General features: G+C 75.6%; 11 protein-coding genes. 8 read left to right on the top strand and 3 right to left on the bottom strand.

What is annotated here, in order from left to right; translation table 11 throughout:
* Both FGF04_RS18110 and FGF04_RS18115 read left to right on the top strand, forming a co-directional pair.
* The coding region (locus tag FGF04_RS18110; RefSeq protein WP_223146393.1) for a hypothetical protein at positions 1–817 on the top strand (817 nt) is incomplete at its 5' end.
* Between the two features lie 74 nt (positions 818–891).
* On the top strand, positions 892–1,317 hold the full coding sequence (locus FGF04_RS18115) for a luciferase domain-containing protein (protein WP_188114130.1): 426 nt from the start codon (positions 892–894) through the stop codon (positions 1,315–1,317).
* Positions 1,318–1,351: 34 nt separating this feature from the next.
* On the opposite strand, the gene FGF04_RS41680 is transcribed toward FGF04_RS18115, so the two are convergent.
* Positions 1,352–2,326: a L,D-transpeptidase gene (locus tag FGF04_RS41680; RefSeq protein WP_149512378.1), complete on the bottom strand. Its 975-nt coding sequence runs from the start codon at positions 2,324–2,326 to the stop codon at positions 1,352–1,354.
* Positions 2,316–2,825, bottom strand: coding sequence for a SigE family RNA polymerase sigma factor (locus tag FGF04_RS18125; protein WP_149512379.1), 510 nt, complete (start codon positions 2,823–2,825; stop codon positions 2,316–2,318). The genes FGF04_RS41680 and FGF04_RS18125 overlap by 11 nt, the downstream gene beginning before the upstream one ends.
* 167 nt (positions 2,826–2,992) lie before the next feature.
* Here FGF04_RS18125 and FGF04_RS18130 point away from each other — a divergent pair, with 167 nt between their 5' ends.
* The 4 genes from FGF04_RS18130 to FGF04_RS18145 all read left to right on the top strand — a co-directional run bounded on the left by FGF04_RS18130 (position 2,993) and on the right by FGF04_RS18145 (position 9,321).
* Positions 2,993–4,096, top strand: coding sequence for a sigma factor-like helix-turn-helix DNA-binding protein (locus FGF04_RS18130; RefSeq protein WP_149512380.1), 1,104 nt, complete (start codon positions 2,993–2,995; stop codon positions 4,094–4,096).
* A complete protein-coding gene (locus tag FGF04_RS18135; RefSeq protein WP_149512381.1) occupies positions 4,093–5,967 on the top strand; it encodes a transglycosylase domain-containing protein in 1,875 nt (624 codons plus the stop codon). The genes FGF04_RS18130 and FGF04_RS18135 overlap by 4 nt, the downstream gene beginning before the upstream one ends.
* A gap of 278 nt (positions 5,968–6,245) precedes the next feature.
* Positions 6,246–8,078: a SpoIIE family protein phosphatase gene (locus FGF04_RS18140; RefSeq protein WP_188114131.1), complete on the top strand. Its 1,833-nt coding sequence runs from the start codon at positions 6,246–6,248 to the stop codon at positions 8,076–8,078.
* Positions 8,079–8,112: 34 nt separating this feature from the next.
* Entirely contained in the window at positions 8,113–9,321 is a 1,209-nt protein-coding gene (locus FGF04_RS18145; RefSeq protein ID WP_149512383.1) for a hypothetical protein, read from the top strand.
* 111 nt (positions 9,322–9,432) lie between these two features.
* Here FGF04_RS18145 and FGF04_RS18150 read toward each other — a convergent pair whose 3' ends face one another.
* Positions 9,433–10,776 carry a helix-turn-helix domain-containing protein gene (locus tag FGF04_RS18150; protein ID WP_149512384.1) on the bottom strand — a complete coding sequence of 448 codons (1,344 nt, stop codon included), beginning with the start codon at positions 10,774–10,776 and terminating at the stop codon, positions 9,433–9,435.
* Positions 10,777–11,259: 483 nt separating this feature from the next.
* Here FGF04_RS18150 and FGF04_RS18155 point away from each other — a divergent pair, with 483 nt between their 5' ends.
* Complete coding sequence (locus FGF04_RS18155; protein WP_149512385.1) at positions 11,260–12,273, top strand: permease; 1,014 nt, start codon at positions 11,260–11,262, stop codon at positions 12,271–12,273.
* Positions 12,270–13,016, top strand: coding sequence for a TIGR03943 family putative permease subunit (locus FGF04_RS18160; RefSeq protein ID WP_235882387.1), 747 nt, complete (start codon positions 12,270–12,272; stop codon positions 13,014–13,016). The genes FGF04_RS18155 and FGF04_RS18160 overlap by 4 nt, the downstream gene beginning before the upstream one ends.
* Positions 13,017–13,084 lie beyond the last annotated feature (68 nt).

Below are 13,084 nucleotides of genomic sequence, written 5' to 3' on the forward strand. Positions count from 1 at the left end.
CCCCGAGGCCGCGCGGACCGCCCCGCACTCCCCGTCCGTGACCGTCGCGCACACGCTCACCGAGGCGCAGGCGAAGTCGGCGCTGGTCGGCCCCGCCGACCTGGGTGAGGGCTGGACGCCGACCGAGGGCGCGGCGACCTGGCGGGACGCGCTCCTCAAGGGCACCTCCGACGTCCCCGCGTGCCAGCGGCTGCTCGACGGCCTGTACGCGGAGAACCTGCTGGGCGAGCCGGCCGGGGCCCGCGCGGTGACGGGCTTCGACGACGCCGAGGACCAGGCGCAGGTGCGCCACCGGACCGGGGCGTACGACCGGGCGGCGCTGGACGCCTCGCTGGCCTGGCTGCGGACGGTGCCGGAGACCTGCGGGCAGTTCACGGCCACGGACGTGCGGGGCGGGCAGTTCACGGTGCGGACCGAGACCGCGCCGCTGCCGGAGCTGGGCGAGGCGCGCGAGGGCCTGCGGGTGGTCGTGAACAGTGACGGCAGCAACCTGCCCGCCGTCCTCACGCTGGACTTCGCCGCGGTACGGGTCGGCGACAGCGCGCTCTCCCTCACCAACGGCGGCCTCGGCGAGATCGACGCCGACGACACCCGCAGGGCCGCGGAGGCGGGCACGCGGCGGCTGCGGGACGTCCTCGCCGGCCGGACGCCGCAGGCGCGGCCCTCCGAGCCGGCCGGCTCCGCCGAGCCCCCGGCACCCTCCGCGTCGGCCGGGGCCGGGGAGGACGAGCAGAACGAACAGGACGAGGCGTACGGGGAGATCGAGGAGGACCGGGGGAACCAGGAGGACCAGCAGGAGGAGCAGGGGAACGAGTAACTGTTCATGTCGCGGGCGTAGTCGGAGGTTGCTGGGGGTGGTCCTCCAGGTGAAGCGTGCGCGAGGATGGGGTTATGACCGCGGCTCATCGCGCCATGGCTCTCCTGGAGACCTGGCCGAACCTGGTAAGTGGCCCGCCCCGGTGCGGCGCCGGGCTTGCATTCGCTTCGGCGGGACACGAGATCGTCCACTTCCACTCCGACGATTCCGCCGACCTCTACCTCACCCCCACGGCGGTCGAACGACTGCTCCCCCAACTCCTGCACGCCAGTGCCATCAGGGTGCGCCCGGGCGCCTCCTGGGTCACCGTGCTCCTCGACTGCGACGCCGACGTCCAGCTCCTGCTGGGTCTGGTGAGCGTCGCCCTGAAGGAACAGGGCGCGGTCCCGCTGCGCCGTCCGACGCCGCCCTGCGACTGGGAGCGCCCGCCGGCGGTTCCCGGGCCGCGTCCGGGCGCGGCCCGCCGCGTGGTGGACCGCCTCATGCCGCACGCCCACTGACCGGACCCGCGGCGGGCCTCCGGATCCCGGGGGCCTACCGCGGCACCGAGCCGCCGTCCGCGCCCGCGCGGTCGTCCGCGCCGCCCTCCCGGGTCGCCGTGGACTCCGGCCGCGCCGTCGCCGTGTCCTGCGCCGAGGCGGCCCCCGTCTCCGTGTCCCGGGCGCCCGCGGCCGTGCCCGTCGCGTCCGGCCTCGTCGGATCCGGGGTCGGGACCGGGTCCGGGCCCGTAGGGGCCGAGGGGGCCGAGGTGGCCGGGTCCGGCCCCACCACCCGCACCAGCGATCCCGGCGTGAGCATCTTGTACAGCCACATCGCGTCCTTGCCCCGCAGACCGATGGCGCCGCCGGTGCTGTCGTAGTTGCCGGGCGCCTTCTCGTCCCAGTCGAGCGCGAGGAGGTAGCCCGTGCTGTCGTCGGGGCCGCGCAGCCGCACCACCCAGGCCGACTTGACCTGGTACTCGCGGTTCCAGCCCACCACCGTGCCGGGCAGCATCGCCGACTCGTACTTGGCGGTGACGGTCATCAGCCCCGTCGGCGTCGCGCTCCCCTCCGTCCCGGCCGAGACGGGCACGGTGCGCCCCCCGGCGGTCAGTTCGTGCCGGACGAGGTCCACCGTGGCGGCGACGGGGGCCGGCGAGGGCACGGTGGTGGCCGGCGGCGGGGTCCGCACGCCGTGACTGGCCGCGGGCGGCACCGAGCGGGTGTCCCCGCCGCCGGTCAGCACCACGGCCAGGACCAGGGCGAGCGTCCCGAGGCCGGCGGTTCCCGCGGTGGCCAGGGCGGCCCCGCGGCGGCGTCTGCGGCGTACCGCGCGGCGGCGGATCTCGGCCCCCGGGACGGCGGCCGGGGTCTCGTGGTCCTGGGCGAGGTGGCGCAGCGCGACGGCCAGTTCCGGGCCGACGGGACCGGCGTCGCCGGCGTCGTCCCCGTACCGGCCCCCGGGCGGTTCTCCGTGCCGGCGGCCGGGCGGTTCCCCGGGCCGGCGGCCGGGCGCGGGTTCATCGGACACGGTCGTCCTCCCTCTCACCCAGTTCGCCGGCCTCGCCGAGCCGCCGTGCCAGCGCCGCCCGGCCGCGGGACAGCCGGGCCTTGACCGTCCCCACGGGCGCACCGGTTTCGGAGGCTACCTGTTCGACACTCAAGTCGCACAGATGGTGCAGAACGACAGCCATCCGCTGCGCCTCCGGCAGCTCGCGCAGCGCCGCCACGAGCACGGCCCGCTCCGGCCCGGGCCCCGGCGTGTGCTCCGGCGGCGGATTGCGGCGCACCAGTTCCAGCCACCGCCGGGCCCGCCGCCAGCGGCTCACCGCGAGCCGCATCGCGACCGTGCGGATCCAGGCCTCGGGCGCCCCGTCGGCGAGGAACTCCCGCCGCCGGTCCCAGGCCCGCACGAACGCCTCCTGGACGACGTCCTGCGCCTCGCCGTGGTCACCGGTGAAGGCGTAGAGCTGCCCGGTCAGCCGCGGGAACGCGGCCGCGTAGAACCCGTCGAACTCGTCCTCGGTCATACCCCCCGCCACACCCCCTGCCGCTGTTCTCGGAAGTCCCGTGCAACCCGGCCGCCTCTGTCGTGCGTACAGGTCCCGTACGCCACACAGGTCGCGTACATCGAAGCACAAGCACCCCGCAGGGCCGATCCGGAGGGAGTGGCGCGCACCGTCGCGCTCGACTGACCATGGACGACGACTTCACCGCCCGCGCCGGGGCGTACTGGCCCCGGCTCACGCGTACGGCCCGCCTGCTCACGGGGAACCCCGCCGACGCGGACAGACGCGCGAGAAAGGCGCTGGCGCAGGTGTACGCGCGGCGCCGGGTACCGGGCGACGACGCGGAGTTCTACGTCCGGCGGGCGCTGGTGCGCGACGTGCTGCGGCGCCGGCCGCGGCTGCCCGGCCGTTTCGCGGGGCTCCTCGGGGCCCGGGCCGCGGCCGCGCCGCCGCCGTACGCCCCCGATCCGCTCGACCCGCTCACCGAGGTGCTGGCCCAGCTCCCGCCCCGGCGGCGTGCGGTGGCCGTGCTGCGGCACTGGGACGGGCTGGACGACCGGGAGACGGCCGCGCTGCTCGGCTCCTCGCCTGGCGCGGTCAGGGCGGTCCGGCGCCGGACCCTGAAGGCGCTGCGCGCCCATCCCGCGTACGGCGGGGGACCGTACGCCGGCAGCCCGGACGGGTCCGGGCCCGTCCCGCGGCGCGCCGTCGAGGAGGCGGGCCGCACGCGCCGCAGGCAGCGCCGCCGGACCACGGCGGTGCTCACGTCGGCGGGGGCGCTGCTCCTGGTGCCGCTGGTCATGGGGGCCGTGCGCGGCACGGACTCCGGGGGCGGCACCGGCCGGGTGTCCGTGCAGGACACGGCGGTCCGGGTCGTCACGCCGGGCGAGCGGGTCGCCGTCGTGCCCGGCGCGGAGCTGTGGCTGACCAAGGACGGCACGCACGCGGCGCTGCCCGGGCGGCCGAACCTGTTCCACGGCCTGGACGAGGACGACGGGCCGGACGAGGACGACGGCTCCGGGTCGGCCGTCCGGGCGGAGGCCGTGTCCGGCGGGCGGCTCCTCCTCTTCGGGACCCACCGGGGCGCCCGCGAGGTGTCCCGCGTCGAACTGCGCACGCCCCGGGGGACGTTCACGGCCCATGTGCTGACCCTGGCGGGGTCCCCCGGCTGGTCGGCCTGGTACGCGGACACCCTGTTCCCGGGCGGCGAGGGAGAGGTGCCGGGCGGCCTCAACGTGCGGGCGTACGACTCCGCCGGAAAGCTCGTCGCACGGACGGAGATCCCTTCATGACCGCCCGGCACGGCCTGCGCAGCGGCGCACCCGGCGGCGTTTCCGGCGATGCTCCCGGCGGTGCTCCCGGCGGTACCCGCGACCGGCTCCGCGCCGTCGGCGGGCGGCTGCGGCGCACCCGTCTGCGGCTGCGCCGCACCAGGGCCCGCCGGCTGCGCCGGGTCCTGGCCGTCCTGCTGGCGCTGTTCCTGTCCGCGTGCGCCGCGGTCGTCGTCGCGTACCGGATGACGCCCGTGCCCGAACCGCACCCCGAGACCGTCAGCCAGAGCACGGTCTTCGTGGACTCCGAGGGGGAGTACCTGGGGCGGCGCGGGCCGGTCGACCGCCAGGACCTCCCGCTGCGGCAGGTCCCCCGGCACGTCCAGGACGCCGTGATCGCGGCGGAGAACCGCTCCTTCCGTACGGACTCGGGGGTCGCCCCCTCCGCGATCCTGCGGGCCGCGCTCGCCGCCGTGACGGGCGGCGACCGCCAGGGCGGCTCCACGATCACGCAGCAGTACGTGAAGAACGCCCTGCTCACGCCCGAGCAGTCCCTCGAACGCAAGGTGCACGAGGCGCTGCTCGCCGTGAAGCTGGACCGCACCCGGTCCAAGGACGACATCCTGGAGGGCTACCTCAACACCGTGTACTTCGGCCGCGGCGCCGCCGGCATCGAGTCGGCCGCCCGGAACTACTTCGGCGTCGGCGCCAAGGATCTGACGGTCTCCCAGGGCGCGGCCCTCGCGGGGATCCTCAACCTGCCCTCGTACTACGAGCGGGTGGGCGCGGACGCGAAGGTGACGGAAACGCTGCAGCGGCGCTGGGCGTGGGTGCTCGACGCGATGGCCGACTCGGGCGCGATCGGTGCCGGCGAGCGGGCGGCCGCCCGTTTCCCGGCCTTCCGCTTCTACCCGCCGGGCAGCACGGACGGGCGGCGCCAGTACCTGATCGACGCGGCGTCCGCCGAGGCAGCCGACCGGCTCGGCATCACCCAGGACCAGCTGGCGCGCGGCGGCTACAAGGTGCACACCACCTTCGACCTCGCCCTCCAGGACGAGACGGCGGAGCTGGTGCGCGAACGGACGGAGTCGACGGCGCACGGCAAGGGTGACAAGGGAGGCAAGGGGGCCAAGGGCAGTAAGGACGGTGAGGGTGAGAAGGGTGCGAGGCTGCACACCGCCGTGGTCGCGACCGTGCCGGGCGACGGAGCGGTCCGGGTGCTGTACGGCGGGGCGGACTACGCGCACCAGCCGTTCAACGACGCCGTCGACGGGGCGGTGGAGGCGGGCACGGTCCTGGACCCGTTCCTCAAGAGCCTGCGGTCCGGCGGTCCGCTGGACGACCTGGTGAAGGAGACGGCTCCGACGCCCCTGCGGATGAACGCGGCGTACGCCACCGTGGCCGCCGGCGGCACCTACGCGGCCCCGTACACCGTCACGAAGATCACCAAGGCGGGCCGTACGGTGCACGCCGCGCGGCCGCGGAGGAGCACGGCGATGCGGGAGGAGGAGGCGGTGTTCGTCAGCGGGGCGATGGGCGGGGCGTACGCCGCGGACCGCCTCGTCGCGCGGCCCGAGGTGACGGGCGGGACACGGCCCACGGCGCCGGACGCCGTGCTGACGCTGCCGGGCAGCCACGCGGCGGGCGCGGGCAGCGGGCCGGGCGCGCGGACGGTGTGGCAGAGCGTGTACTCGCCGCGGCTCGCGCTCACCCTCGCCCTGTTCGCCGAGCGGGACGGTAAGCCCGTCCGGGTCGCGGGCCTGACCGGCGGACAGGAGCCCGGCACGTACGCCGCACAGCAGGCGGACGAGGTGTGGCAACTGGCCGGCGCACCCGGGGGCAGCGTCCCCGTGGCACCGAAGCCGACACCGGAACCGACGAACTCGCCGTAGGGGTGGTATGCGGCGACCGCCATGGCACGCGGTGGCCCGGCCGGTGCCAGGTGGTCCGGCCGGTACGCGGTAGTCCCGGCGGTACACGGTGCCCTGGTCGGTACGCGGTGACCCGGCGGCCCGACCGGTACGCGAGGGTCCCGGCGGTACCCGGCGGCCCAACCGGTAGCGGCGGCCCGAGCGATACCCGGTGGCCCGGCCGTATGCGGTGGCCCGGCGGTCACCCGGCCGGGTCCGCCCCGCTGGTGGGCCCGGCACGGCCGTGGTGCCGTGGACGAGTGCCCGGTGACGAGGTCCACCCCATCCCGCGCATCCTGCTGACCCGGGCGGAGCTGGCGGAGCTCGCGGACGCCGTGCACCGCGCGGGGTCTGCCGGAGCCGAGGCCGGGACCGGGGTCGGGGCCTCCGAGGGCACCGGGGCCGTGACCCGGGACGGGCTCGCGGCCGTCGAGGCGTCCGCGGAACGGCTGCTGGAAGAGCTCACGCTCACCCGGCGGCTGCTCGACCACTGCCCGGCCGGTGTCGCCGTCCTCGACCGCGACCTGCGCTACCTCTACCTCAACGACGCCCTGGCCCGCCTCAACGGCTTCCCGGCCGCCGATCACCTCGGCCGCAGGCTGCAGGACGTGCTGCCCGGCCTGGAGTCGTCGCAGCAACTGCTCGAACAGGTCCTGCGCACCGGGACGCCGCAGGTCATCACGGTCGGCGGGCGGACCCCGGCCGACCCGTCGGACGACCGCCGGTGGTGGCTGGGCGCCTACCACCGGCTGACCGGACCGGCCGGCGAGGTGCTCGGGGTGGCCGGGGTCGTCCTGGAGGTCACCGACACGCTGCGCGGCCGCGAGGACCTCGTCCGGGCGGGCAACCGGATGGCGCTGTTCGACGAGGCGAACCGCACCATCGGCGCGACGCTCGACCTGCGCCGGGCCTGCCAGGCGCTGGCCGACCTGCTGGTGCCGCGGTTCGCGGACTACGCGGCGGTGGACGTGGTGGACCCGGAGGGCACGCCCCGGGTGCCCCAGGAGCGGCTCCCGCTGCGCCTGCGCCGGATCGCCCTCGCCACCACGCCGGACCTGACGGAGGTGTCCTCGCCGCTGGGCCGGCTCGGCGAGTTCGTCGTGCACCGGGCGGACTCCCCGATGGCCCGCGTGCTCACCGACCGGCGCCCGCTCGTCCTCGGCCGGCCGCCGGACGACGAGACCATGCGGGACTTCACCCCGTCCTCCGAGCGCAAGGCGCAGTTCCTGCGGATGGGCGCGCACTCGGGGATCTACCTGCCGCTCGCGGTCCACGACGAGCCGGTGGGCGCGGTGATGGTCTTCCGGGCCGGTGACTCGCCCCCGCTGACCGACGCGGACGCGGAACTGCTCGGCGACCTCACCGACCGGGCGGCCACCGGCATCGCCCACGCGGTCCGCTTCACCCGCGAGCACGAGACGGCCCTGGAGATGCAGCGGGCCTTCCTGACCGCGCCCACGGTGACGGGCCCCGACGTGGAGACCCTGGGCCGCTACCTGCCGGCGGGCGCGGGGGCGGAGGTCGGCGGGGACTGGTTCGACACGCTCGCGCTGCCGCACGGCCGCACCCTGCTGGTGGTGGGGGACGTCATGGGCCACGGGACCCGCGCCGCCGCCGCGATGAGCGAGTACCGCRCGGTCCTGCGCACCCTGGCCGTCCAGAGCGGCACCCCGGACTTCATCCTGCTCCAGGCCGAACGCACCGTCCTCACCCTGGAGCTGGACCGGGTGGCGACCTGCCTGCTGGTCCTCCTGGACCCGCGCCGGGAGTGCGCCACCTTCGCCAACGCGGGCCACGTGCCCCCGCTCCTGGTCGCCCCCGACGGCAGCCGGACCCTGCTGGACCTGCCCGTCGCCCCGCCGCTGGGCGTCGGCCTGGGCTCCTTCTCGGCCACCACGGTCCCGCTCTCACCGGGCTCGGTGCTGCTCCTGTGCACCGACGGCCTGATCGAACGCCGCGACCGCGACATCGAGTCGGGCCTGCACGCCCTGGCCGGCCTCCCCCTGGACCCGGCGGCCCCCCTGCCCCGTCTCCGTGTCACCCCCCGTGCCGCCCCACACGGACCCGCTTTGCACCCGCACCGGTTACCGTGACGCCGTGGTGATCGAAGGGGAGGAGACTGCGGGGATGCCCGGAACCGTCTTGCTGATCGCAGCGTCGCCGACAGGCAAGGGCTGTCTCGTGGACGCCGCGTCGGTCCTCCCCGTCCTCGCCGCGGTGGCCCCCTCCGTGCTCGCGGGCACCGACACCGCGAACGTGGTCGAACTCGCCGACCCGCTCCAGCCGCAGGCGGTCCTGACCCGGCTGCGGGCCGCCGCCACGGCCCCCGGACCGCTCACGGTCTTCCTCGCCGGGCAGCTCCAACTCGACCGCCGCCAGCGGCTTCCGCACCTCGCGCTGGCCCGTACGACCCCCGCGACCGTCCGCTACACGGGCTTCCCGTGGCACTGGGTCCGCGAGGAGCTGCGCCTGCGCGCCCCGGGGACCACGAGCCTGCTCGTCGACCTGCACGCCGACGCGGAGACCTGGCTGCACCTGGGGGACCGGCCGCTCACCGTGGGGCCGGGCGTCGCGCTCTACGGCCGGGTGGCCCCGCCCCCGCGGCGCCGCTCGGTGGCGGCGCCGACGTACATGAAGTCCCTGGCCACGATCCTGCGCAGCGGTCACCGTCCGCCGCTCGTCCAGCTGCACCAGCAGGCGCTGACCCGGTCGTACGGGGACGACGCGGAGGCCGGCGGCCGCGATCTGGTGCTGGCGTTCGAGCCCAGGTATCCGGCAACGGGCCCTGTTCCGGGGCCGGTTGCCGCGCACGTACCCGCGCCTGCGCCCGTGTCCGTGTCCGTGCCCGCGCCCATGACTCCATCTCCGGCTTCGTCTCCGCTTCCGCCGATGCCCGTCGTGCCGCCCGRCCCCGCCGATCCGCATGCCGAGATCACCGCCGCCGTCCAGGGCGGCCGGCACGCCGAGGCCGCCGCGCTGGCCGAGCGGTGGGAGCTGACCGCGCTGCGGACGTACGGGCCGGGGGCCGACGAGGTCGTGCACTGGATGGAGGTACGGGCGGACCTCGCCATGTTCGCCGGTGACGCCGAGCTCAGCTGCCGCATCTGGCTGGCGGTGGCCGACGCCCGGCTGGCCGCGGGGCAGTCTCCGGACGCGGCCGGTGTCGAGGCGGCCGTCGACCGGGCGCACCACCAGTGGGGCCGGATCGGCGACCCGGTCCGCGTCCGTGAGCTCGGGGCGGCGCTGGCGGGTCTGCGCGAGCGGGTGCCGGGGCGGCGGCAGGGCGCGCTGGACGACGTCCGCCGCCACCTCGGCCGACTCCGGACAGAGGTCTGACCCTGCCGGCCGACGGGGGCTTGTCGCGCAGTTCCCCGCGCCCCTGAAGGGCCGCTTTTCAGGGGCGCGGGGAACTGCGCGAACGGCCCCCGCGGCGCCGCACCCGACCGGTCAGAGGGGCGGATGGGCGGGCGCCGGGCCCAGCGTGGTGGTGCCCGGGGCCGTGCGATGCCCGAGCCCCGTCCGGTACGCGTCCAGCGCCGCGTCGATCCGGCCCGTACGCCGGAGCAGGTCGCCGAGCAGCCGGCACAGGTCGGCCAGGTCACCGGCCGCGCCCGCCCGCTCCAGCAGGCTCAGCGCACGGACGTAGTGCTCCTCGGCCTTCTCGGTGTCCCGGCCGTCCTCCGCGATGATGCCGAGCAGCCGGTGCGCGCCCGCGGAGTGGACGGCCCCGCGCTCCGAGCTCAGGTCGCCCAGCACGCCGTGCAGCAGCTCCGCCGCCTCGTCGGACTTGCCGCGCCGGTGCAGCACGTCCGCCAGTTCCACCGCGACCTGGCTGGTGTAGAGCGCGGCGCGCTGCGCCGAGTGCATGGCCTGCGCCTCGCGCAGCTCGCTCTCGGCGCGCTCCAGGTCGCCGTTCTGCGCGTACAGGTACCCGCGCATCCAGTGGCAGTTGGCCAGCTCGGTACGGATCTGGAGCTGCCGGTACAGCTCGGCCGCCTTGCCCAGGGACGCGTCGGCCTCGGCCATCCGCCCCTCGGCGATCATCGTGCGGGCGACGGAGCGGTGCATGCGCGCCAGCAGCGCGGGGTCGCCGACCTGCGGGGCCAGCGCGAGCGCGAACTCCGCGGCCTGCGCGGCCCGCGCGTGCGCGCCCATGTCCATGTAGGGCGCGATCACCGCCGCGTAGAGCAGCAGCAGGGCGTCCGGGTCGTGCAGCCCGCCCTTGTTCAGCTCGTCGATGGCCGATTCCAGGAGGTAGCAGGCGTACCGGAGTTCGCCCGCGAGGTAGTGCGAGACGGCCCGGCCGCGCAGGGCCGGGACGCGCACGGGCAGCGGCTGGTCCGCGAGCCGCTCCTCCGACTGCTCGAAGCGCTGCCGGGCCGTCGCCAGGTCCCCGGTGTCCAGGGCGCACTCGCCGAGCCCGAGCAGCGCGGCCGCGCACTCGGCGTCCAGGCCGTGGGCCTCCGCCTCCGCGAGCAGGGCGGTGTACTGCTCGGCGGCGATCTCCGCCTCGCCGGTCGCCAGCGTCCGCTGGGCGTCGGTGAGCCTGAGCCGCAGGTCGGTGGCGAGGTGGGCGGGCCGCCCGGTGGCCAGTTCCTCGTACGCGACGCCGAGCCGCTCGGCGATGTGCCGCAGGGCCTCCTCGGAGGGCCGTACGCGGCCCGCCTCCAGCGTGGAGACGTAGGCGGGGGTGTAGGCGGGTTCCGCCAGTTGTCTCTGTGTCAGCCCGCGTTCCGTACGCAGCAGCTGCACTCTGCGCCCGATGATTTCCGGGTCGTCGCGCTCGGCCATGGCGTAAGCATGCCAGTAAGGCGACTTACACCTGTCCGCTATCCAACTTCCTGTTGAAACGGGACAGTTAACTCTTGTCGGCGAGGCGCCGATCGGCTCAATGCGACCCTTGCCGTCACGGCGGACACGCTCTAGGTTAAGCGGCGCATTAAGCACACGATGAAGCACGTTTAATACGCTGGCCTACGTTGACGATGCGAGGTTGTCGCCGTGTTCCGACGCATTGCCGCGCGTTACCTTCCGGCTCGTTTCATCGCGGCGCTGAGCGCTGCCGTGCTTGCTTTCGCCGCGCTGATCAGTGCGGCTAACGCCGTGCCTCGGTAGGCCCTGCGTTCGCCCTGGGCGGGCCTGGCCTGGACGTTTCGTTTTCGGCTGGCGGCCGGTGGGGGCTGGTCGCGCAGTTCCCCGCGCCCCTTACGGGGCGCTGCCCTGCGGGGCGGGGCACAAGGTGTGCACAGGGGCGGTCGTTAGCCTGTTCCGCCTATGGACGGTTTGCGGCGGGGTGTGGGCGACGGGGTGCGGGTGGCCGTCCGTGCGCTGGTGTACGCGGTGGTCGGCGGGGTGTCGCTGCTCGCCGTAGTCACGGTCGGGTCCGTGCTCGGGCCGATGGTCGTGCTCGATCTCGCCACCCCCGCCATGGCCGCCTGGTGGACGGTGTTCACGGCCGTCGCCGTGCAGGGCATCCCCTTCCTGCTGCTGGGCACGGTCGTCTCGGCGGCGATCGGGGCGTTCGTGCCGGAGCGGGTCTTCAAGCGCGTACTGCCGCGGAACCCGGTGCTCGCCGTGCCCGTCGCCGGGGCGGCCGGGGTCGTGCTGCCGGGGTGCGAGTGCGCCTCCGTGCCCGTGGCGGACAGTCTGATGCGGCGCGGGGTCGCCCCGGCGGCCGCGCTGGCCTTCCTGCTGTCGGCGCCCGCCGTCAACCCGGTCGTCCTCGTCGCCACCTCCATCGCCTTCCCGGGGGATCCGGCCATGGTCGGCGCCCGGCTCGTGGCCTCGCTCGCGGCCGCCGTGGTGATGGGCTGGCTGTGGGTGCGGTTCGGCAAGGAGGAGTGGCTGCCCTCCGTACGGCGCGGGGGCGGCGGGCCGGCCGCCGCGGGCGGGTGGCGGGGCTTCCGGGACGGGCTGCAGCACGACTTCCTGCACGCCGGGGGCTTCCTGGTGCTGGGGGCGGCGGCCGCGGCCACGTTCAACATCCTGGTGCCGCGGTCCCTGCTCGACGTGTTCACCGGCTCGCCGTGGCTGTCGGTGCTGCTGCTCGCGGTCCTCGCGGTGGTGCTGTGCGTGTGCTCCGAGGCGGACGCCTTCGTGGCGGCCTCGCTGACCGGGTTCTCGCCGACGGCCCGGCTGGCCTTCATGGTGGTGGGCCCCATGGTCGACCTGAAGCTCGTCGCCCTCCAGGCAGGCACCTTCGGGCGGGCGTTCGCGGTGCGGTTCTCGTCCGCGACCTGGGTGGTGGCCGTGCTGAGCAGCGTGCTGGTGGGCGGGTGGCTGCTGTGAGCCGCCGCCCCCGCGTCCGGCTGCGCCCGCAGGGCGTGCTGCTGCTCCTGTGCGGGGCGGCGCTGCTCAGGATCGCCCTCTTCGGCGAGCTGTACCTGCGGTACGTGAAGGAGGGCCTGCGCCCGTACCTCGTCGCCTCCGGCGCGGCCCTGGTAGCCCTGGCCCTGCTGAACCTGCTCACCCGGACCGCCCCCCACGACGAGCACGACCACGACGAGCACGACCAAGACGAGCACGGCCACGACCACACCCGCACGCCCCGCATCGCCTGGCTGCTCACCGCCCCGGCCCTGGCCCTCCTCCTCTTCCCGCCGCCCGCCCTCGGCTCGTACAGCGCGGAACGCGAGGAGGCGAGGGTCGCAGCCCAGGGCGCCGGCACCTTCCCGGAGCTCCCGGCCGGGGACCCCGTCGACCTGACCCTCGGCGCGTTCGCCTCCCGGGCGCAGTGGGACACGGGCGCCTCGCTGGCGGGCCGCACGGTCCGCCTGACGGGCTTCGTCACCCACAGCGACGACGGCACCTGGTCGGTGGCCCGCCTCCTGGTCACCTGCTGCGCCGCCGACGCCCAGGCCCTGAAGGTCGAGGTCCGCGGGGAGACACCCCCGCCCGCCGACACCTGGGTCACGGTCACCGGCACCTGGCACCCCACGGGCACCCCGGGCACGCCCGCCGCCCGCCCGGTCCTGGACGCCACATCGGTGAAGCGAACGACGACACCGACGGATCCGTACGAGAAGCGGTAGGGKCGCTCGCCGGATCCTGAAAGGACCCCCGCCCGGTCTCAGCCCGTCGTCGAGCCCGGGTCCTGGAG

The sequence above is a fragment of the Streptomyces apricus genome, assembly GCF_008369065.1.
Lineage (GTDB): Bacteria > Actinomycetota > Actinomycetes > Streptomycetales > Streptomycetaceae > Streptomyces > Streptomyces apricus.

Excerpts from the sequence above, each read along its gene's own strand:
- FGF04_RS18125 (WP_149512379.1), bottom strand. The coding sequence starts at position 2,825 with ATGACCGAGGACGAGTTCGACGGGTTCTACGCGGCCGCGTTCCCGCGG.
- FGF04_RS18150 (WP_149512384.1), bottom strand. The coding sequence starts at position 10,776 with ATGGCCGAGCGCGACGACCCGGAAATCATCGGGCGCAGAGTGCAGCTG.
- FGF04_RS18130 (WP_149512380.1), top strand. The coding sequence starts at position 2,993 with ATGGACGACGACTTCACCGCCCGCGCCGGGGCGTACTGGCCCCGGCTC.
- FGF04_RS18135 (WP_149512381.1), top strand. The coding sequence starts at position 4,093 with ATGACCGCCCGGCACGGCCTGCGCAGCGGCGCACCCGGCGGCGTTTCC.
- FGF04_RS18115 (WP_188114130.1), top strand. The coding sequence starts at position 892 with ATGACCGCGGCTCATCGCGCCATGGCTCTCCTGGAGACCTGGCCGAAC.
- FGF04_RS18155 (WP_149512385.1), top strand. The coding sequence starts at position 11,260 with ATGGACGGTTTGCGGCGGGGTGTGGGCGACGGGGTGCGGGTGGCCGTC.